This is a genomic window from Novosphingobium sp. Sphag1I, from assembly GCF_056279125.1.
The window spans coordinates 19,611-40,345 of record NZ_JBWBQS010000027.1; the positions used below are offsets into that span (position 1 = coordinate 19,611).

The following is a 20,735-nucleotide window of genomic DNA, read 5'->3' on the forward strand; positions in this document are numbered from 1 at the left end:
ATGGCGGCGATAAAATCGCGCGGTTTGTGCCATTTTCGTCACACCTGCGACGATGATGCATCAATTATCTCGATTGATTTGAAAAATTGAATGATCGGGGTAGTCTGACCACTATCATGTCGCGCACCCCCAGCCTTTCCAGCCTGCGCCTGTTCCTTCAGGTCGCCCGTTCGCTCAGCTTCAGCGAGACCGCGCGCATGGCCAACCTCTCGCAACCCGCACTCAGCCGGACGATCAAGTTGCTGGAAGAGGATCTGGGCGTCCGTCTGTTTGACCGCAATTCGCGCAATGTCCGCCTCAGCAGCGCCGGCGCCGCTTTGTTACCCACGGTCGAGCGCCTGACCGGTGATTTCGATCAGGCCTTTCGCGAATTGAAGCAGACGTTCGAGGGGCAAAGGGGGCGGGTCGTGGTCGGCGCCTTGCCATCGGTTGCGGCCAATCTCCTGCCTCGCGTCATCGCCGGATTCCGCCAGAGCCACCCCCATGTAGAGATCATCTTGCGCGAAAATCTGACATCGGGCCTGTATCAAAGCCTTCAGGACCGCCTGATCGATTTTGCCATTTCTATCGAGCCTCATGGACAGGCCGAGATCACCTTTACCCCGATGTTCGACGATGCCTGTGTGCTGGTTTGCCACGCGCGCGATGCGGATGCGATCCCCGATCCTGCGCCGTGGAGCATCTTTCGCGACATGCCCTTTATCGGGATGGAGCCGCGCAGCAGTGTCAGGATGTTGACCGATGCCGCCTTTGCCCGTGCGGATATTGTCACGCCCGCCCTGTTTGAATGTTCGCAACTGGCGACGGTGGGCGGGCTGGTCGCGGCTGGCCTGGGCGTATCACTCCTGCCGCAATCGACCTTGCCGCTGTTGTCCCATGCGGGGGACATCGCCTGGCGCGTGATGCAGGCGCCTGTGGCTTTGCGGCAAATTGGCGTGTCGCGGATGGAGGGGCGCACGCTATCGCCCGCTGCTCTGGCGTTTTTCGAAGAATTGATGCATATGGCTGATGGAAAGATAGAATAAGTCTAATTGTTGCATCAATGGATTTGCGGCATGGTGGATCGGCATAAAAACTGATCGAAAGAGAGAGGATCATGCTCGCAACTGTGGCTGCGGCCACTATTCTGGGGTTGTTGGCCGCAATCCTGTCACAGCGGGTGTCGCCGCTGGTGGCGCTGATCCTTGCGCCGGTGCTGGGTTGTCTGGCCATTGGCGGCGCGGCGCATATGCCCGCCTATATGATCGCGGGCATCACGCGGATCGCGCCGGTCGCGGGCATGTTCGTCTTTGCCATTCTTTTTTTCGGCCTTCTGACCGATGCAGGTGTGCTTAAACCTCTTGTGTCGGGCGTTTTGCGCGCCGTGGGCAAGGATCCCAAGCGTATTACCGTCGGCACGGCCTTGCTGGCCTTGCTGATCCATCTCGATGGTTCGGGGGCGGTTTGCTTTCTCATTACAATCCCTGCGCTTCGCCCGCTTTATGATGAGTTGGGGATGGATCGCCGCGTGCTGGCCTGCACCGCATCGATGGCGGCAGGGGTCAATTTCCTGCCATGGACTGGGCCAACCCTGCGTGCAGGTTCTGCGCTTAAAATGCCGGTCAGTGAAATCTTCACCCCCATGATCGCGGTGCAGGTGGTGGGCCTGATCTTCGTCTTCGCGGTTTCGTGGTGGCTGGGCCTGCGCGAAGAACGCCGCCTTGGCCTGCGCGGGGCAAGCGTTGGTTCATACGCTGTTGAAGCACCCCCGTTGCCCCGCTTCTTCTGGATCAACGCTGCCCTCGCGTTGATCGTGGTGGGCGTGATGGTGTCGGGCAAGGTTGAACCCGTGGTGGTCTTTATGATCGGCACCGCGCTGGTCCTGCTGCTGAACTTTCCCTCGCCAGCGGTGCAGAGGGAGAGGATCGAATCCCACGCCGGGGCGGCCTTGCAGATGGTGGGCGTGTTGATGGCGGCGGGCGTGTTCACCGGCATTATGAATGAAAGCGGGATGATCAAGGCCATCGCCACGGCCGCAGCCGGGCATATGCCTGCCGCGCTTGGGCCGCATCTGCCGCCTATCGTTGCGGTTCTGGCCATGCCGCTCAGCCTGATCTTTGATCCCGACAGTTTCTATTTCGGTGTCCTGCCCGTGCTGGCCGAGGTGGCCCATCAATTCGGCTTGCCCCCCGTACAGGTCGCGCAGGCCGCATTGCTGGGGCAAATGACAACCGGTTTTCCGGTCAGCCCTCTGACCCCGGCGACATTCCTTGTCGCGGGCCTGTCGGGCGTTGAATTGGCCGCGCATCAGCGGTTTGCCATTCCATGGCTGTTTGCCGCCTCGCTGGTGATGACGCTGGCCGCACTGGCTTTGGGAGTTTTTGCGCTTTGACCCGTTCGACCTTGCGTATTGGCGCCGGCGCCGGATTTTCGGGGGATCGGATCGAACCCGCGCTGGACCTGCTGGAACATGGCGATCTTGATTACCTGGCCTTTGAATGTCTGGCCGAACGAACCATCGGTCTGGCGCAAGCGGCGCGGGCGGCGGACCCGGAGGCGGGTTTCGATCCCTTGCTGGAGGCGCGGATGCGCCGCGCTTTGCCGCTGGCCGCGCCGCGCGGGGTGCGGATCATCACCAATATGGGCGCGGCCAATACGCTGGGTGCCGCGCGCAAGGTGACCCAGATTGCCCGCGAACTGGGCCTTGCCGGTTATCGTACAGCGGCGGTGATGGGGGACGATGTGCTCGACCTCGTTCTGGCGGGGGATTATCCGCTGATCGACCGTCCGGGCACCAGCCGCGATCTGGGCGATGCTATTGTCTCGGCCAATGCCTATCTGGGCGCGCAGGGCATCGTCATGGCGTTGGAGCAAGGCGCGGATACGGTCATCACCGGGCGCGTGTGCGATCCGGCATTGTTTCTTGGCCCACTGGCCCATGAATTCGGATGGTCCTTTGATGATTGGACCATGCTGGGGCAGGGGACGGTGATCGGCCACTTGCTGGAATGCGCAGGGCAGGTTTGCGGCGGCTATTTCGCCGATCCGGGGGAGAAGGACGTGCCCGATCTGGCGCGGCTTGGCTTTCCCTATGCCGATGTGGCCCGCGACGGCACGGCCATTCTGGGCAAATTGGCGGACAGCGGCGGTCGGCTCGACACGATGACGGTGAAAGAGCAATTGCTCTACGAAATCCTTGACCCTGCGGCCTATCTTCAGGCCGATGTCAGCGCCGATTTCCGCGACGTGGGCATTGAACAGATCGGCCCCGACCGGGTTCGTGTTTCCGGTGGCAAAGGCGCGCCTGCGCCCGACACGCTGAAAGTCTCGATTGCCTATCACGACGGCTATGTCGGCGAAGGGCAGATTTCCTATGCCGGTCCGGGTGCGGCCGCGCGGGGGCGACTGGCGATTGAGATCGTGCAGGAACGTTTGCGCATTATCGGCGCGCAGGTGGACGAATTGCGTTGCGACCTTATCGGCATGGATGCGGTGGACCGGCGTGGCCGTGGCGCAGAGCCAGCCGAAGTCCGGGTCCGCATCTCGGCGCGAACCCCCAGCGCGGCGGCCGCCGCGGCCATCGGCGCAGAGGTTGAGGCCCTGTACACCAACGGGCCGATGGGCGGGGGCGGCGTCACACGTTCGGTGCGCAAGGTGCTGGCGGTGGCCTCAACCCTGATCCCCCGCGCGTTGGTGCAAACGCGCGTTCATATGGAGATTGCCTGAGATGGCCGGAATTTTGCGCGACATTGCCCATGTGCGCACGGGCGATAAGGGCGACATTTCGCAAATCGCCGTCATCGCCCTGCGCAACGAGGATTACCCGCGATTGATCGCGGCGGTAACGCCAGAAAGGGTCGCGGCCCATTTGCCGGGTCTGAACCCGCGCGTGATCCGGCGCTATGAACTGCCGTCGCTGGGTGCGGTCAATCTGGTTCTGGAGGGGGCGTTGCAGGGCGGCGTCACCCGTTCCCTATCGCTTGACGCGCATGGCAAGACGCTGGGCGCGCAATTGCTCGACCTTTCCCTTTTGCCGGAGTGATCCGATGATGAAGCCTTTGCGTTACGCGCTGTTGGGTGCGACGATCCTTGCCACCGCGCCCCATGCCGCCGATGCGCGCCTGACGCGGATCGAGGTGGAAAAGACAGCCGCCGACAAACCCGGCTATGAAACCGTCAGCGGCCGTTTTTATGGCGAGGTCGCGCCCAATGACCCGCATAACAGCATCATCACCGATATTGCCGCCGCGCCCCGCAATGCCAAAGGCATGGTGGAATATTCGGCCACCTTTGCCATTACCCGGCCCATCGGGGGCAGCGATATGCTGTTTTATGACGTGCCCAATCGCGGCAATATCCTGCGCGATCCGGAAACGCTGAACTATGTCCGCGTCGTGTCCGGTTGGCAGGGGGATTTGCCCGAGGACGCTGGTTTGCAAACCGCCCGCGTGCCCGTGGCCAAGGGGCTGACCGGGCCGGTACTCGCGCGCTTTGTCGATATGCCTGTGGGCAGCGTCAGCCTGCCCATCACCGGCAGCATCGGGCGCCCGACCCCGCGTCCCGTTCCGGTTTCACTTGACACGACCAAGGCGCGATTGATGCGGCTTGCCGGAGACAGCGCTCCGCCCGAAGATATCAAGCCGACGGATTGGGCCTTTGCCGATTGTCGCACCGCGCCTTTTCCCGGCACGCCCGATCCGACGCGGATTTGCCTGCGTGGCGGGTTTGATCCCAAATTTGCCTATACGCTTGCGTATGAAGGCAAGGATCCGCTGGTTTTGGGGCTGGGTTTTGCCGCGACGCGCGATCTGGTCGCGTTTTTGCGTCATGCCGACCATGATGATGCGGGCCACCCCAATCCGGCGGGCAAGATCCGCTATGCCGTTGCCAGTGGTACGTCGCAGTCGGGCAATTATGTCCGCACCTTCCTCAATCTGGGCTTTAACGCCGATGAGCAGGGGCGGCGGGTGTTTGATGGCGTGAACCCCAATATCGCGGCGCGGCATGTTCCGCTCAACCTGCGTTTTGGCGTGCCGGGCGGGGCGGCGGGCCTGTTCGAACCGGGCAGCGAGGGGACATTATGGTGGGCGCCCTATCACGATCGCGCGCGGGGCAAGGGGGGGACGAGTTTCCTTGACCGCTGCCACGCCAGCAAGACCTGTCCCAAGGTGGTGGAGACTTTCGGTTCGGCCGAATTCTGGGGCTTGCGCATGTCGCCCGGTTTGATCGGGACCGATGGGAAGCGTGATCTGCCTTTGCCGCCCAATGTCCGTCGCTATTACTTCCCCAGCACGACCCATGGCGGATCGTGGAGCGGAGGTTTTCCGGTGGGCGGCGATCCGACGCCGCCGGGATGTGTTCTGTCGGGCAATGCAATTTCCTCGCTGGAAAGCCTGCGGGTGGCACAGAAGATGTTGGTGGCCTGGGTCAAGACGGGCAAGGCGCCTTTGCCCAGCCGTTATCCCACGATCAAGGGCGGCGATCTGGTGCAGGCCAAGGCAGGCCTGATGGGATGGCCCGATATTCCCGGCGCGCCTGTGCCCGATGGCAAACTCAATTCGCTGCTCAGCTATGATTTTGGGCCGGGGTATAACACCTATGACACCAGCGGCGTGATCTCGCGCCAGCCACCGCGCGTGCTGGGTGCCTTGCCGCAGCGGGTGCCGCGGGTGAATCGTGATGGCAATGAAACGTCGGGCGTACCGGCTGTCGCGCTTCAGGTTCCGTTGGGTACGCATCTGGGCTGGAACGTAAAGGCGGGCGGCTATGAGGCAGGGGGCGGTTGCGGCTTTGCCGGAGGTTTCATCCCCTTTGCACGCACCAAGGCGGAAAGGCTGGCAAAGCACGATCCGCGCCTGTCGCTTTCGGAGCGCTATCACGACCATGCCGGTTTTGTTGCCGCCGTGCGCAAGGCAGTGGCGAAACAGAAGGCCGCAGGATGGCTGCTGGCGGTCGATGGCGACAGGCTGATCGCGCAGGCAGAGGCAAGTAAGGTGCTGATCGACTGAAATAATTCTTTCGGTGGAATATGTTGGCCGCTGCGCACTTGTTTGCGTGGCGGCCTTTTTCTTGGCGAATCTGCCTATTTGATAACCCATACGCATCAATCAATCAGAATATTATATTTCCGTTCTTGAACCAATTCGGCCATCCTTGCCCCCAGAAATTGGAAAGCCCCGCCGAAGGGGAAAACAGGGACCAAGAGGCTGCACCGAAAGGACAGGATCACGCCGTTGATGGCGCGTTTGACTGTGCCCGTCTGCATTCTCGCTCCTCGTTCGGCGCGGTGTTCAGGGAGGGCGAAATCATGAATTTATCGACACGAGCGCTATTGATGGGCGGCTTGTCGGGGCTGGCATTGGTGGGCGCAGCGCCGGTCGCCGCGCAGGATGCCGCGCCAGCCAAGGTGCAGGACATTATCGTCACCGGTTCCTATCTGGGCAATGTGCGGCAGGAAGATCGCGCCTCGCCCATTGTTTCGGTGGACAGCAAGGCGCTGGAAAAGACCGGCGTGGCCTCGATCGGCGATCTCACGCGCTTTATTCCGCAGAACGTCGGATCGACAGGTGGGATGCAGGATCTGCAAAAGGGTGGGGCGGACACGCGTGACACGCGCTCGGCCAATCTGCGCGGGCTGGGTTCGGGCGCGACGCTGGTGCTGCTCAACGGGCGCCGTGTGACGCCGCAGGCAGGTGATGGTTATGTGAACCTCAACTCGCTGACGCCTGATATTGCGGTCAATCGGGTTGAAACGGTGCTGGATGGCGCGTCATCTACCTATGGTGCGGATGCGGTGGCGGGCGTGTTCAACCTGATCACCAACACCAAATTTTCCGGCGTCAAAATGTCGGCGCAATATATCAGCATGGACAAATCGCCCGCCTGGAATGTGCAGGCGATGGTCGGTCTTGGCAATGACCGCATCCACAGCGTGTTTTCGGCCAGCTATCGTTTTCAGGACAATCTGCAGAACGGCGACCGCGCTGTTACCAATTTCTTCAACGCTTCGACCACCGGCTATCCGGGGCGCTTCGTCCTTTATGGCCGTCCGCAGACCAGCACCGGCGGTGATGTTATTATCAACGGCAACAATTATTCGACGCTCTATGACGCCAACAAGGCGTCGAACGGTACGTTGACGGTTGTTGACCCCAATTGCGGTGCGCAGGGCACGTCGAGCCGCTATCTGCCCACAGGCGGCGCGACGTTTGGCCTTGGCAATTGCGCCTATTCCTATCAGGCGCAAAACCCGATCCGGCCCCAGTCGAAGAGCCTGAACATCCACAATGACACGACGTTTGAAGTCGCGCCCGGCCATACGATCTATGCCGAGCTGAGCTATTACCATCAGGATTCCAGCCGTTATGGCGTGCCCTCCTATGCCCAGACGCATAATGGCGCGACCCCGCCGTTGATGCCGGCCAGCAATCCGTATAACCCGTTCGGCGTGACCATCGGCTTTCTGGGCCGTGCGATTGGTGCACAGGGTTTTGCGGGCGGATATCAATATCGCGTGATGCGCGACACCGTGAACCAGCAGCACTATGTGCTGGGCGCGCGGGGCAAGCTGTTCAATGACTGGAAATACGCGGTGTCGGCCACCTATTCGGGCAGCCATACGATCGCCCGCGATAAAGACACCGACATGAACCTGTTTCAGGCCGCGCTGAACGGCTATGGCGGGCCGAATTGCAACATTCGATTCAATGGCGCAGGTTCGGGCGCAAGTGCAGGCGTTGGCAATTGCCTGTATTACAGCCCGTTTCAGGCGGACAATGCCAAGCAGGACGCCTCGCTGCTCTATAACCTGCAAACCGACGAATTTTCCGATTACAAGAACGAATATTTTGTGGGCGAGGCGGTGGTCAATGGCTCGCTGGCCACGATCAACGGGCACAGCCTTGATGTTGCCGTGGGCGTTCAGGCGCGCAAGGAAAAATCGCGTGGGATCTATTCGGATCTGCTGCTTTCCGGCTTTGGCGGTTTCATCGGTCCGGCCCGCAACTATTCCTATACGCGCAATGTCAAAAGCGCCTTTGTCGAGGCCAATTACGAGGTCATCGACGGGTTGAACATCAATGCGGCGGCGCGTTATGAAGATTACGGCGGCTTCAATTCCACCGCGCCCAAGGTTGCGGTCAACTGGCGGGTGCTGCCGCAAATCTCGCTGCGCGGTTCGATGAGCCGGGCGTTTCAGGCCCCCGCAATTGCCAACAGTTCGAACGCCCTGATCAGCACGGGCGTGGGCAATATTACCGATCCCAAAGACGGCACCACCACATTCCGCACCATCGCCACCTATGGCAACCCGAACCTGAAGCCGCAGACGGCGGATGTGTTCAACTTTGGCGTGACTTTCCTGCCCGTGTCCAAGATGCGGCTGTCGGTCGATTTCTGGCAGTTCAAATATAACAACCAGATCCAGACCCAAGGCGCGCAGGCGGTCATCAGCGCCAATCCGAATTCCAGCGCGGTCATCCGTGACACAACGACGGGTTCGGCCCAGACCATCAACGTCACCAGCTTTAACGCGGCCAGCGGCACCAAGACGTCGGGCATCGACGTTGCCGCGCAATATCGCTTTAACGTCGGCAAGGTGGATGTAACCTTGCGCGATGCGGTGACCTATCTGCTGAAATATGACATTGATACGGGCGGTACGGTCTATGATGGCATCGGCTATCGCAATGCCTTTAACCAGTCGCCCGGATCGGCCTCTGCCGCGCCGCGTTGGCGCAGTGTGGCTGGCGCTGACTTTGCCTATGGCAGCCATGATCTGTCGATCACCTGGCGCTATACATCCGGCGTGCTGGACGATTACGCGCTGAATCTGGGCGCAACTCCGACCGATCGGATCAAGGCGTTTTCGGTCTTTGACGTCCAATATACCAAGACGTTTGGCGCCGATGATCGCTACACATTGACGGCGGGCATGATCAACGCCTTTGACACGGCCCCCGGCTTTGCCAAGTTCAACGGCTATCTGCCATCGATCTCGGACCCGTTTGGGCGACAAATCTATGCCAGGGTCGGCGCGAAATTCTGATAATGGAAGGGGGCGTGAGGTATTCCTCGCGCCTCCTATTCCGCCTCGGCTTCGAGCAAGGCGCGGATGGCCTGCAATTGCGCGCGTTTTTCCAGCGAAATTTCGGGATATTGCGGGTTCAGCCCTTCGAGTGCATCCAGCACGATCTGCGATACGATCAGCCTTGCGTTCGCCTTGTCATCGGCGGGCACGACATACCATGGCGCCTCTTTGGTGCTGGTGGCCTCCAGGCATTCCTCATAGGCGTGCCTATATTGTTTCCAGAATTTGCGCTCCTCGATATCGGCGGAGGTCAGCTTCCAGTTTTTATGCGGTTCGTCGATCCGGGCCAAAAAGCGCTGGCGCTGTTCTTCCTTGGAAACATGCAGAAAAATCTTGACGATGCGGGTGCCGTTGACATACAAATGACGCTCAAAATCGCGGATGGAGCGATAGCGGTCCTGCCATAATGCATCGCCCAAAGCGGCATCCGGTCCGATCTCGGCTTCCAGATCATGACGGTGGACCTTCACCACCAAAACGCCTTCATAATAGGATCGGTTAAAGATCCCGATCTGCCCCCGCTCTGGCAATTTGTCACAGGCGCGCCACAGGAAATCATGTTCCAGTTCGGTCGTGCTGGGGTGTTTGAAACTATAGACCTGACAGCCCTGCGGATCGACGCCGGACATGACGTGGCGGATGACGCCGTCTTTGCCCGCGGCATCCATCGCCTGAAAAATGAACAGCAAACCGTGCCGGTTGGCGGCGTAATGACGCCTTTGCAGATCGGTCAAGCGCGCGACATGATCGGCCAGGATCGCCTCGTAATCCTCTTTGGAACGATAGGCTGGTTTGACCTTGGTCTTGCGCTTTTTCAGATCAACCGATTTGCCCGGCGTAACGCGAAAGGTTTTGAGGGCAATTTCCATCGATCCATCTCCGAGCCTGCCAAAGGGTTGGCACTCTATGCGCCTTGAAACGGCGGGGGAAAAGATCGGTTGCGTGAATCAGTGGCGGGCTTTTGATTCATTTTCCTCGTTGGACAGCGCGCGCGCCCTTGCGGGATAGTTCACCCATGCCAACAGATGACACGACACAGCCATGTTCGATCAGCCTGCGGGCGGTCAATCCTGCGCGCAACATTGCCCGCCATTATCAGATCGAATTGAGCAGGGATCTGTTTGGCCTGTGGGTGGTGGATTGCCGATGGGGGCGTATTGGCACGGTGGGGCGGGCGCGGCGCGTTTCCTTCCAAGAACCGGCACAGGCACAAGCCTATATGCAGGGGTTGATCCGCCGTCGCATCGCGGCGCGGCGGCGGATCGGTGTGCCGTATCAAATGTTTGCGGATTGACGGCCTCAGACCATCGCCATCAGGCTGGCATTGCCGCCCGCCGCCGTGGTGTTGATCGAGATTGTCTGTTCCTCCACCAGCCCGTCGGGGCGATAGGCGCCTTCATCATCGGCATATTGCACCAGAGGAATGGCGCCATGCATGGCCGCGATGCGGGGCATCCATACAGCCGGTTCCAAACCTCGTTCGATCAGAATCGCGGCATAGGGGTTCGTTTCGGGCAGGGCGGAAACCACCCGCAGGGCATCCGTCATTTCAAAAGGCAGCTTTGGTTTTCCCAGCCCCAACCACAGAAAATCGACACGATTGCCCGCGCTTAACGCGGCGGCCAATTGTCCAACCAAACCCTCCTGCGTTTGCGCGATGGCCAGAACATGGCCGCGCGGATGAAGCGTATAGAGATTGCGTTCTCCCACTGGTCCCGGCAATTCGCCGCCATGGCCCAGCAGGCATTGTGCGATGGCTTTGCGGGCCAAAGCGGCCATGGCGCGATCACCGATCTGCTCGATCCAATTGAGGCAGAGTTGGCCCATGACATCTGGTTTCGGATGGCCGGGCAGGCCCATGCTGGGCATGGCGCGGACCAGACGGCCCAGATAGAGCGGCCCGCCCGCCTTTGGCCCCGTGCCCGACAGGCCGCGCCCGCCAAAGGGCTGCACCCCCACCACCGCACCAATCGTGTTGCGGTTGACGTAAACATTGCCGACCGCAATCCGCCCGGTCACGTCGGCAATGGTTTCATCCAATCGGGTGTGCAGGCCAAAGGTCAACCCATATCCCGTCGCATTGATGGCATCGACCACACCGCCCAGATCATCCCGGTCAAAGCGCAGGACATGCAGGACAGGGCCGAACACTTCCCCACCGATTTGCGCAATATTGTCGATTTCGATGATGGTGGGGGCGATGAAACTGCCGTGGCTGGTATCGGCGCTCAAGTTAGCCTGCCATATCGCGCATCCCTCACCGCCCAGGCGGTCGACATGGGCATGGATAGCATCGCGCGCTGCTTGCGTGATCACCGGGCCGATGTCGGTGGACAGGCGATCCGGATTGCCGACCTTCAATTCGGCCAGCGCGCCTTTGAGCATCGCGATCTGACGATCGGCAATATCCGATTGCAGCGCCAGAATGCGCAGCGCCGAACAGCGTTGCCCCGCGCTGTCAAAGGCAGAGGCGATGACGTCCGCGGTGACTTGTTCGGCCAGAGCCGAGGAATCGACGATCATCGCATTCTGACCGCCGGTTTCCGCGATCAGTACGGCGGGCGGCCCATCATGGCCCGCCAATTCGCGCTGGATCAGCTTGGCCACATGCGTTGATCCGGTGAACAGCACGCCCGCCACATCGGGATGCGCGACCAAAGCCGCCCCGATATCGCCGGCACCGGGGAGCAATTGCAGCACTTCGACTGGAACGCCTGCTTCATGCAGGATCTGCACCGCCTGTGTTGCGATCAACGGCGTTTCCTCGGCGGGTTTGGCCAGTACGGGGTTGCCCGTCACCAAAGCAGCCGCGATTTGGCCGATGAAAATCGCCAGCGGGAAATTCCATGGCGAGATGCAAACGACGGGGCCGATGGGGGCCTGTGCCTGCGTCAGGCTTGCGCGGGCCTGCTGGGCGTAATAGCGCAGGAAATCCACCGCCTCTCGAATTTCGGCAATGGCATTTGCCGGGGATTTGCCCGCCTCGCGGATGATCAGGTCCAGCAGCGGCCCCATTCGTTCGGTCAACAGATCGGCGGCGCGGTCCAGAATATCGGCGCGATGGTCTGTGGGAACCTTGCTCCAGCTTTCGCCCCCACGCTTTGCTACGCCGAAAGCCATGGCGACATCACGGCCCAGCGCAAAACTGGCCTGTCCCACTATATCGCGGCGATCGGCGGGATTGCGGACATCCAATTGCGGGCGCACGGCTGAAAGGCCGGGGATCATCGGAGCGGCACGCCATTCACGGGCGGAACTGGCCACGAGATCCTTGGACAGGGCCGCCAGCACGGTTTCGCTGGCCAGATCAAGGCCCTTGGAATTGCGCCTTTGTCCGTAAAGCTGTGACGGCAAGGCCACCACCGGATGGGGCGAGCCAAAGGGTGAAATAGCGCGGGCTTCCTCTGCCGGGGCCTTGGCCAGATCCTCCGGGGCCAGCGATTCTTCCCAGATGCGGTGGACAAAGGAAGAGTTAGCGCCATTTTCCAGCAGGCGCCGCACCAGATAGGCCAGCAGCGTTTCATGCGTGCCCACCGGGGCATAGATGCGGCAGGGACGGTTCAATTTTGCCGCACCCACGACTTCTTCATACAAAGCCTCGCCCATGCCGTGCAGGCATTGGAATTCCCAATCACCGATTTTGAAATCTTGGCCCGCCAGATGATAGATCGTGGCCAAAGTCTGGGCATTATGGGTGGCGAATTGGGGGAAGACCGCATCGCGCGCTCCCAGCAATTTGCGCGCGCAGGCGATATAGGACACGTCCGTGTGAACCTTGCGCGTATAGACGGGGAAATCCTCCAGCCCCTCGACCTGCGCCTTTTTGATCTCGCTGTCCCAATAGGCGCCCTTGACCAGACGGACCATGATGCGGCGTCCAGCGCGGCGCGCCAGATCAATGATCCAGTCAAGGACATAGGGACACCTTTTGCCATAGGCCTGAACCACAAAGCCCAGACCGTTCCAGCCCGACAGGTCCGGGTCCAAGGCCAAAGCCTCCAGAATATCGAGGCTCAGTTCCAGCCGGTCCGCTTCCTCGGCGTCGATGTTCAGGCCGATGTCATAGGTCCGCGCCATCACCGCCAGAGCTTTGACGCGGGGCAGGAGTTCGGCCATCACGCGATCCTGCTGCGCGCGGGAATAGCGTGGGTGCAGGGCGGACAATTTGATCGAGATCCCCGGACCAGCATAAATGCCGCGCCCATTGCTGGCCCGCCCAATCGCGGCCAAGGCGTTTTCATAGTCGCGTATATAACGCGCCGCGTCCTGCGCCGTGGTCGCCGCCTCGCCCAGCATGTCATAGCTATAGGCAAAGCCCTGCGCCTCCAGTTTGCGGGCGCGTTTGAGGGCGGCGTCAATCGTTTGGCCGGTGACGAATTGTTCGCCCATCAATTCCATCGCCAGATCGACCCCGCGCCGGATCAGCGGTTCGCCCGCCCGCGCAATCAACCGAGTCAGCGCCGCACCAAGCGACGCCTCGCTATTGGCGCCGACAAGGCGGCCTGTGACGATCAGGCCCCATGTCGCGGCATTGACAAAGAATTTGCGCCCGCCGCCCAGATGCGATTGCCAATCGCCCCCCGCGATCTTGTCACGGATCAGCGCGTCACGGGTGGCATTGTCGGGAATGCGGAGCAAAGCTTCGGCCAGACACATCAGGGCGACGCCTTCCTGACTGGAGAGCGAATATTCCTTGACCAGACCTTCGACACCGCCGCGTTGTCCCTTGGCGCGCAGGGCGCGGACCAGATCCGTTGCGGTTGCGGCGATCACGGGGCGTACCGTTTCGGGCGCGGTGGCGGCCTCGATCAGGGTGCCGACGCATTCGGTTTCTGATCGGCGGGTGGCGGCGGTGATCGCCTGACGCAGGATGCTGGGCGCGCCAAGGGCGCGGGCGAAATCGGCGAACGGGGCGCGGCGGGCCAAAGCGTCAGTCATGGATCAATTTCCGTCTATCAAGGGACGGCGTCATTCTATTGTATCGTTCTTAGGCGGTTCGACCAAAATTGGCTTTCATGTGGTGCAGATTGGATAAATATGAAGCAATTTTTAGGTCAACCGTAAGGCATAGTTATGGAAATCAGCCAAATCGATCACATCGACCGTAAAATTATCGAGGAATTGCGCGTGGATGCGCGCCTTTCGATAACTGAACTGGCCCGCCGCGTGGGGCTGTCCAAGACGCCTTGCCAGATTAGACTCAAACGACTGGTCGATGATGGTTATATCCGCGGCTTTCGCGCCGTGATCGATCCGGGCAAGCTGGGCGTGGGCCATATCGCCTTTGCCGAGGTCAAGCTGTCGGATACGCGCGAAAAAGCGCTGGAGGCATTTCGCCGCGCCGTCCTGCTGGTTGAGGAAGTGGAGGAATGCCACATGATCGCCAGCAATTTTGACTATCTGCTCAAAGTGCGGACGGCCGATATCATGGCCTATCGCACGGTGCTGGGCGAAAAGATCTCCAGCCTGCCGCATGTGGCCAGCACATCGACCTTTGTGGTGATGGAAACGATCATCGATTCGGTAACCTGAGCCAGCGTGGCATCAGCATAGAGGCGAGGATTTCCGGCGAGAATGCTGTTTCAGAGCCGTTTAACGGAACCCCCTTGTTCGCCATGATACTTGTGTTTAAACATGGAACAAGCGGGATAAAGCAACCTCCCGGTCAGGCGCCAGCCCAAGTGTTGCCTTCTCCATCCTGCATTTGCGGGAGGAAAGGTATTGGACGGATTGATGGCGGAACCTGCGAAACTTCCCGATTTTCTTGAATTGGTCCGTGTTTCGGCGCGCATTGGTTGTCTCAGCTTTGGCGGGCCTGCGGGACAGATCGCGCTGATGCATCGCGAAATTGTCGATGAACGCGGCTGGATCAGCGAGGAGCAATATCTCCACGCACTCAATTTCTGCCACCTCTTGCCAGGGCCAGAGGCGCAGCAACTGGCCATCTGGATCGGGTGGAAATTGCATGGCATCCGCGGCGGTCTGGCGGCTGGCCTGTTGTTTGTCATTCCGGGTGCATTGGTAATTTTGGCGCTGTCGATGCTTTATGGCGCGGCGGCGCATCTTTCGTGGTTTGCCGCGCTGTTTCTGGGCATCAAGGCGGCGGTTCTGGCCGTTGTGGTGCAGGCCGTGCTGCGCTTGGCGGGGCGGGCTTTGGGCACACCATTTCGCAAGGGCGCGGCCTTTGTGTCCTTCATCGCGCTTTTTTTGCTGAACGCGCCTTTTCCGCTGGTCATCATCGGGGCCGGGGTGATCGGCTGGGGCGTGGCACGCTGGCGACCGGGCTTGCTGGGGTTAAAGTCGGGCATGGAGGTGCCGCCTGCGTCCCCCCGACCTTGGAAACATACGATTCTGGCGGTCTCTATCGGCGCTGTTGCCTGGGTTGCGCCCATGCTGGCAGTGTTGACCTTGTTGGGCCGTGATCATGTGTTGTGGCGGGTTGGGCTGTTCTTTTCCAAACTGGCGGTTGTGACATTTGGCGGGGCCTATGCTGTGCTGGCCTATATGGCGCAGCAGGCGGTTACGGCGCAGCACTGGTTAACGGCAAAGGAAATGGCCGATGGATTGGGGCTGGCCGAAACGACGCCCGGCCCGTTGATCATGGTCACGCAATTTGTCGGCTATCTGGCCGCGTTTCGCGCGCCTGCGCCTTTTACGCCGATGGTGGCCGGTCTGTTGGGCGCGGGTTTGACCACATGGGTCACTTTCGCGCCTTGCTTCCTGTGGGTTTTTGCTCTGGCCCCATGGATTGAAAGGCTGGAACATGCGCAATTGCTGAAAGGGGCGCTGGCGCTGGTGACTTCGGCGATTGTCGGGGTGATCGCCAATCTGTCGGCATGGTTTGCCTTACAGGTGCTGTTCCACGATTTGCGCGCTGTCGCATGGGGACCAATCAGCCTTGGCGTGCCGGTGGTGGGCAGTTTTGATTGGCGGGCGGGCCTGATTGCGGCATGTTCGGCATGGGCGATCATCGGGCGCAAATGGAACGTCATTTCCGTTCTGGCGTGTGCCGCCGCATCGGGTTGGTTGTTGTCGCAGATTGCATAAGAGGAGGGTGTCGATGACCGAACTATCCCGCCGCAACGCTTTGGGCAGCATCGCCCTTGGCATAGCCGCCGCCGCCGCGCCGATGGAGGGGATGGCGCAATCCGTTCCTGCCCCTGCGTTTGCCGGTGGACATCAACCAAAACCACTGGGGTTTGATCCGGCGAAACTGGCGGGTCTGTCGGAAAGGCTGATCCGGTCGCATTGGGAAAACAATTATCAAGGCTCGGTCAAGGCGCTCAACATGGTGGAGGGGCGCCTTGCCGCCGCCATGGCGGACAAGGATCTGCCGCCGGTCATTTATGGCGATCTGAAGCGCGAGGAATTGCATCGGACCGGATCGGTGATCCTGCATGAACTCTATTTCGAACAATTGGGCGGCGATGGCGTGGCCAAAGGCGACATCCGCGATGCTCTGGCCAAAAGCCATGGCAGTTTCGATGCGTGGGAGGCCGAATTCCGGCGCACCGCCATGGCATTGGCGGGCGGATCGGGGTGGTGCATTCTGGCGTATAATCAATACACACGGTCGCTGCATAATTATTGGGCATGGGATCACACCAACGGGCCGGTGACGGGTGTGCCGCTGTTGGTGCTGGACATGTATGAACATGCCTATGCCATCGATTATGGCGCGGCGGCGGCGAAATATGTCGATGCCTTTATGCACAATATTGCATGGTCGGTCGTCGATGCGCGCTATCGCCAAGCGTTAAGGGCGTAAGGCTGTCATCCTGAACATTACCCGTCGCGTCCGTTCAGCTTGGGTTGGGGCGCCCATGGCCATAGTCGCGTCATAGCAACGAAGACGCGATATTGAACAAGGGAGTTCGCTTCATGCGCAAGGCCATTCTTGCCGCCACTTTTGTGGCCATCACTTTGCCCATCGCCACGCCGGTTATGGCGGACCCGCCGCCATGGGCGCCTGCGCATGGCCGCCGTGCCCATGATCGCGAATATGTCTATATGGATCGCGGGCGTGACATGGGGCCGCGGCGTATGTCGCGCAATGACCAGATCTGGCGCGGTGACGACGGGCGCTATCACTGTCGTCGCAGCAACGGCACGACGGGTCTTGTCGTCGGTGCGGCCGTTGGCGGCTTGCTGGGCAATCAGGTGGCGGGGCGTGGCGATCGCACCCTTGGCACAATTCTGGGCGTTGCCGGCGGTGCGGTTCTGGGTCAGGCCATCGACAAGGGCAATGTCACCTGTCGTTGATTGTTAAGTGGGTAAGCGTTTAGTGCGCTTACCCACTTTGCTTTAGATAGCGTGCAGGACGCCGCGATAGGACGTATCCTCCAGCACGCGTCCGGCCCCCATGGCGACGCAATTGAGCGGGTTTTCCGCAACGATGACAGGCAAGCCGGTTTCAGACGCCAGCAATCCGTCAAGATTGGCCAACAGCGCGCCGCCACCCGTCATGACGATTCCGCCATCGATAATGTCGGCCGCGATTTCCGGCGGCGTGTTTTCCAAAGCGCTGCGGACCGCCGCGACAATCTGCCCCACAGGTTCGGCCAAAGCCTCGACGATTTCGGCCTGCGATATGGTGATTTCCAGCGGCACACCCCGCACCAGATCGCGCCCCTTGACGATGGTGGTGGGCACAGAGCCATCCTCGGCCAAACGGGCCGCGCCCAATTCCAGCTTGATTTTTTCCGATGTTGCCTCGCCAATCAACAGATTGTGGGCGCGCCGGATATAGGATGAAATCGCATCATCCATACGGTCGCCGCCGACACGGACTGACATGGCCATGCTGATCCCGCCGGTGGCGATGACGCCGACTTCGGTGGTGCCTCCGCCGATATCGACCACCATCGAACCGATGGGGTGGGTCACGGGCAAATCGGCGCCGATGGCCGCGGCCATGGTTTCCTCGATCAGCCACACTTTGCGCGCGCCCGCGTTGGATGCAGCATCCCGTATTGCGCGCCTTTCGACCGAGGTAGAGCCGGAAGGGACGCAGACGATGATTTCCGGGCTGCCCAGAATGCGGCCGCGTTGGCCCTGCGCCTTGCGGATGAAATGCTTGATCATCTGTTCGGCCACATCAATGTCCGAGATAACGCCATTGCGCAGCGGCCGAACCGTTTTGATATGATCGGGCGTGCGCCCCATCATCAGTTTCGCGTCATTGCCCACAGCCAGAACACTGGTGACGCCTTGGATGGTTTGTAACGCGACGACCGAAGGCTCCGCGATGATCACACCCTGGTTGCGGACATAGACCACAGTATTGGCCGTGCCCAGATCAATCGCCAAATCGGATGAGGCATAGGAAATTCGGTCAAATATCGACATGTCGCCACTCTGTTGTCAGGAGCGAATGGAAGGAGGCCCAGCCAGATGAGCCGAATATGAACCGATGGTCCGCCTTGCGATGCACGGGCGCAGACATGAGATGGGCGAATGTGAGGCGAGGTTTACAACGCTTTGTATCGATTGACGGCTGAACCACCTGTGACCCATGAGCCAGCGCGATGTTCTCGGCCACATGGTCTCATTGAGCAACAGCACGAATTGTCGGCCGTCACGGGCATCATGGCAGAGGACCATCCGGTAACAAAATTTGATGCCTAAACCCAGGCCTCCGTTTCACCCTGATCGAGAGCTGCAGAGACTTGGCGATTTCCGCAAATCCTGTGCGAAAATCTCTGGCATCAGGAAGGGCGCTTTGTGCTAATTCTGCGCTAATTGTCCTTTAACGAATATCCTCGGCGACGGACAGTAAAACAAGAGAGGGCAGGGCGCGTCTTGATATGTGCTGGCTGGTTTGCACCAGCTCAGTTGTGAATTTATCGGGGCGGCGGGAGCATCAGCGTTGCACTGTCCCAATGCTCGTCCGCTTTGCCGTCAGAATGTTCCTAAGCCTTGGAATGAAACTTTGGCATAACGTAAAATTCCGGCGTTTCGCGACCATCACGTTCGATCGGCGGTACGCCCGTGGTCGAGATATAGTGGGCCATCAGATTGTCGGCCATGGCATTGCGGATTTTGGCTAGTTTGGGATCATTGATCAGGTTTTTCTGCTCCAGCGGGTCGCGCTTTCGGTCGTAAAGTTCATACTGGCCTCCGGGCCGCGCCACGAATTTATGGGTTTGCGTCGTCACAGCGGCGGCGCGGCGTACGGTGGCGGGCTGCTCGTTCTGCAACTCATGTTTGGCGGTATAGAGATTGGCAGGCCCCTCCATTGCCGGTTCAAAGGCCTGTGGTTCAAACGTGTCATAGCCCGCCTCGGTATAGGCCGCGCGGATGGGATCGCCCGGCGCGCCCATGATCTGGGGCATCAGGCTGCGGGCGAAATGGGTATGCCGGGCCTGCACCTGACCTGCCTCCAGCATCGTGGCCATCACGTCATAGAGTTCGACCATTTCGGGCACCACATGCCCCTGCGCGCCGCCCGGCATGCGGATCATCAGCGGCACATGGGTCAGATTGCCCTCCAACCCGCCGGGCCATTTTTCGACCATGCCGTAATCGCCAGCATAATCGCCATGATCGGAGGACGCGATGACCATCGTGTCCTTTGCCCGCCCGCTGCGTTCCAGCGCCTCCATCAATTGGCCGAACAGCCAGTCGGCATAGCTGACCTGACCGTAATAGGTGGCGCGCACCTGGCGGAAATCGGCATCGGTGGCCTGATCGAGGTGATAGGCCTTGCGGACTGCGTCATGGAACATCGGCTTCTGCGCCAGCCCCGGCGGCGCCAGAGCCGGCAGGCTCTCCGGCTTGTAGAGATCGTGGAAGCCTTGCGGCGCCAGATAGGGCGGATGCGGCTGATTAAGGGCGATGAACAGGCAGAAGGGCTTGTCCTGTTCTCCGCGCTCAAGGATCTTGATCGCCTGCTGGATCAGCAGATAGTCCGAGGTGGCCTTGGGATCGACCTTGGCGTTGATCAGCATCAGGTTGGGCTTGCCCAGATCGAAGGCGGGACCGCGCCCCGCCGCACGCGCCCAGGTGTTCACCTCGCCATGCCATTCGGTCAGGCTGAGCGGAAAGCTCTCCTCGGCCAGCGCGTCATTCTTGCCCAGCCAGAACGTGTCATAGCCGCCATCCTTGAGATAGCGGAACAGGTTGGGTTCATCGCGGCGCAGGAAGTAATAGAGGCTGCGATGCCCCGTGTTCGATACGGGCAGGCCTGTCAGCAGACTGCATCGTGATGCGCCGCACACCGGATGCTGCACATGGCAATCGGCAAAGCGCGTGCCCTGTCGCGCAAAGGCATCGAGATTGGGCGTTTTGCAAACAGGATTGCCATAGGACCCCAGTGCATCGGCGCGGCATTCATCCATGAAGAACAGGATCATGTTGGGCCGCTTCGCCCCAGTATTCTGGGCTGCAAATGCAGGGCTCAAAGCGGCGGTGGCAAGACCCCCTGCAATACCGCCAAGAATAGATCTCCGGTCAAGTTTTTCTCCATTGCTCATTGCCTGCTCTCCCGTGATCTTGATTATTCGGCGGGTTGCGCCGCGTTTCTGCTTTGCACCTGATGCGTTTCCCTGGCCGTGATTGACAGGTCGATAAAGCGGCGGCTCATGCGGTATGTCCTCCCAGCGTTTCGGCGAACCAGTCGGCGATGTAGTCACGTCCATAGGACATGTTGTCGGCGCCGACATGTTCG

Annotated in this window: 15 protein-coding genes; 11 read left to right on the plus strand and 4 right to left on the minus strand. The window is 60.3% G+C overall.

Translation table 11 applies throughout. From position 1 onward, the window contains the following. Positions 1–116: 116 nt before the first annotated feature. From ACZ9HU_RS21265 to ACZ9HU_RS21290, 6 genes are all read left to right on the plus strand, one after another. Positions 117–1,025: a LysR family transcriptional regulator gene (locus ACZ9HU_RS21265; protein ID WP_476107892.1), complete on the plus strand. Its 909-nt coding sequence runs from the start codon at positions 117–119 to the stop codon at positions 1,023–1,025. Positions 1,026–1,096: 71 nt separating this feature from the next. Further along, positions 1,097–2,371 carry a CitMHS family transporter gene (locus tag ACZ9HU_RS21270; RefSeq protein WP_476107893.1) on the plus strand — a complete coding sequence of 425 codons (1,275 nt, stop codon included), beginning with the start codon at positions 1,097–1,099 and terminating at the stop codon, positions 2,369–2,371. Between the two features lie 11 nt (positions 2,372–2,382). After that, positions 2,383–3,705 (plus strand): acyclic terpene utilization AtuA family protein, encoded by a 1,323-nt coding sequence (locus ACZ9HU_RS21275; protein ID WP_476107894.1) that lies wholly within the window; start codon positions 2,383–2,385, stop codon positions 3,703–3,705. A 1-nt stretch (position 3,706) separates the two neighbouring features. After that, the gene (locus tag ACZ9HU_RS21280) at positions 3,707–4,021 is read left to right on the plus strand and encodes an AtuA-related protein (protein ID WP_476107895.1); all 315 of its coding nucleotides are present in this window, start codon (positions 3,707–3,709) and stop codon (positions 4,019–4,021) included. Between the two features lie 4 nt (positions 4,022–4,025). Beyond that, the gene (locus ACZ9HU_RS21285; RefSeq protein ID WP_476107896.1) at positions 4,026–5,987 is read left to right on the plus strand and encodes an alpha/beta hydrolase domain-containing protein; all 1,962 of its coding nucleotides are present in this window, start codon (positions 4,026–4,028) and stop codon (positions 5,985–5,987) included. Positions 5,988–6,286: 299 nt separating this feature from the next. Further along, complete coding sequence (locus tag ACZ9HU_RS21290; RefSeq protein WP_476107897.1) at positions 6,287–9,025, plus strand: TonB-dependent receptor plug domain-containing protein; 2,739 nt, start codon at positions 6,287–6,289, stop codon at positions 9,023–9,025. 35 nt (positions 9,026–9,060) lie between these two features. Here the strand turns inward: ACZ9HU_RS21290 and ACZ9HU_RS21295 are convergent, their stop codons facing one another. After that, complete coding sequence (locus ACZ9HU_RS21295) at positions 9,061–9,936, minus strand: ADP-polyphosphate phosphotransferase (protein WP_476107898.1); 876 nt, start codon at positions 9,934–9,936, stop codon at positions 9,061–9,063. Between the two features lie 146 nt (positions 9,937–10,082). Between ACZ9HU_RS21295 and ACZ9HU_RS21300 the strand changes: the two genes are divergently transcribed. Then, positions 10,083–10,361, plus strand: a complete 279-nt coding sequence (locus ACZ9HU_RS21300; protein WP_476107899.1) for a WGR domain-containing protein — start codon at positions 10,083–10,085, stop codon at positions 10,359–10,361. Between the two features lie 5 nt (positions 10,362–10,366). Here ACZ9HU_RS21300 and putA read toward each other — a convergent pair whose 3' ends face one another. Beyond that, on the minus strand, positions 10,367–14,005 hold the full coding sequence (gene putA / locus ACZ9HU_RS21305; RefSeq protein ID WP_476107900.1) for a trifunctional transcriptional regulator/proline dehydrogenase/L-glutamate gamma-semialdehyde dehydrogenase: 3,639 nt from the start codon (positions 14,003–14,005) through the stop codon (positions 10,367–10,369). Positions 14,006–14,140: 135 nt separating this feature from the next. Here putA and ACZ9HU_RS21310 point away from each other — a divergent pair, with 135 nt between their 5' ends. From ACZ9HU_RS21310 to ACZ9HU_RS21325, 4 genes are all read left to right on the plus strand, one after another. After that, the gene (locus ACZ9HU_RS21310) at positions 14,141–14,599 is read left to right on the plus strand and encodes an Lrp/AsnC family transcriptional regulator (protein WP_476107901.1); all 459 of its coding nucleotides are present in this window, start codon (positions 14,141–14,143) and stop codon (positions 14,597–14,599) included. Positions 14,600–14,800: 201 nt separating this feature from the next. Continuing rightward, complete coding sequence (gene chrA / locus ACZ9HU_RS21315; protein ID WP_476107902.1) at positions 14,801–16,114, plus strand: chromate efflux transporter; 1,314 nt, start codon at positions 14,801–14,803, stop codon at positions 16,112–16,114. A gap of 13 nt (positions 16,115–16,127) precedes the next feature. Further along, on the plus strand, positions 16,128–16,835 hold the full coding sequence (locus tag ACZ9HU_RS21320; RefSeq protein WP_476107903.1) for a superoxide dismutase: 708 nt from the start codon (positions 16,128–16,130) through the stop codon (positions 16,833–16,835). 113 nt (positions 16,836–16,948) lie between these two features. Continuing rightward, the gene (locus ACZ9HU_RS21325; protein ID WP_476107904.1) at positions 16,949–17,329 is read left to right on the plus strand and encodes a glycine zipper 2TM domain-containing protein; all 381 of its coding nucleotides are present in this window, start codon (positions 16,949–16,951) and stop codon (positions 17,327–17,329) included. A gap of 42 nt (positions 17,330–17,371) precedes the next feature. Here ACZ9HU_RS21325 and ACZ9HU_RS21330 read toward each other — a convergent pair whose 3' ends face one another. Together ACZ9HU_RS21330 and ACZ9HU_RS21335 are read right to left on the minus strand one after the other, a co-directional pair. Then, entirely contained in the window at positions 17,372–18,415 is a 1,044-nt protein-coding gene (locus ACZ9HU_RS21330; RefSeq protein ID WP_476107905.1) for a rod shape-determining protein, read from the minus strand. A 563-nt stretch (positions 18,416–18,978) separates the two neighbouring features. Then, positions 18,979–20,421: a sulfatase-like hydrolase/transferase gene (locus ACZ9HU_RS21335; RefSeq protein WP_476107906.1), complete on the minus strand. Its 1,443-nt coding sequence runs from the start codon at positions 20,419–20,421 to the stop codon at positions 18,979–18,981. Positions 20,422–20,735: the final 314 nt, after the last annotated feature.

Bases quoted from the DNA above. Each gene is read 5' to 3' on its own strand.
- ACZ9HU_RS21325 (WP_476107904.1), top strand. From the start codon at position 16,949: ATGCGCAAGGCCATTCTTGCCGCCACTTTTGTGGCCATCACTTTGCCC.
- ACZ9HU_RS21285 (WP_476107896.1), top strand. From the start codon at position 4,026: ATGATGAAGCCTTTGCGTTACGCGCTGTTGGGTGCGACGATCCTTGCC.
- ACZ9HU_RS21265 (WP_476107892.1), top strand. From the start codon at position 117: ATGTCGCGCACCCCCAGCCTTTCCAGCCTGCGCCTGTTCCTTCAGGTC.
- ACZ9HU_RS21300 (WP_476107899.1), top strand. From the start codon at position 10,083: ATGCCAACAGATGACACGACACAGCCATGTTCGATCAGCCTGCGGGCG.
- ACZ9HU_RS21280 (WP_476107895.1), top strand. From the start codon at position 3,707: ATGGCCGGAATTTTGCGCGACATTGCCCATGTGCGCACGGGCGATAAG.
- ACZ9HU_RS21270 (WP_476107893.1), top strand. From the start codon at position 1,097: ATGCTCGCAACTGTGGCTGCGGCCACTATTCTGGGGTTGTTGGCCGCA.
- putA (WP_476107900.1), bottom strand. From the start codon at position 14,005: ATGACTGACGCTTTGGCCCGCCGCGCCCCGTTCGCCGATTTCGCCCGC.
- chrA (WP_476107902.1), top strand. From the start codon at position 14,801: ATGGCGGAACCTGCGAAACTTCCCGATTTTCTTGAATTGGTCCGTGTT.
- ACZ9HU_RS21330 (WP_476107905.1), bottom strand. From the start codon at position 18,415: ATGTCGATATTTGACCGAATTTCCTATGCCTCATCCGATTTGGCGATT.
- ACZ9HU_RS21290 (WP_476107897.1), top strand. From the start codon at position 6,287: ATGAATTTATCGACACGAGCGCTATTGATGGGCGGCTTGTCGGGGCTG.
- ACZ9HU_RS21335 (WP_476107906.1), bottom strand. From the start codon at position 20,421: ATGATCCTGTTCTTCATGGATGAATGCCGCGCCGATGCACTGGGGTCC.
- ACZ9HU_RS21320 (WP_476107903.1), top strand. From the start codon at position 16,128: ATGACCGAACTATCCCGCCGCAACGCTTTGGGCAGCATCGCCCTTGGC.
- ACZ9HU_RS21310 (WP_476107901.1), top strand. From the start codon at position 14,141: ATGGAAATCAGCCAAATCGATCACATCGACCGTAAAATTATCGAGGAA.
- ACZ9HU_RS21295 (WP_476107898.1), bottom strand. From the start codon at position 9,936: ATGGAAATTGCCCTCAAAACCTTTCGCGTTACGCCGGGCAAATCGGTT.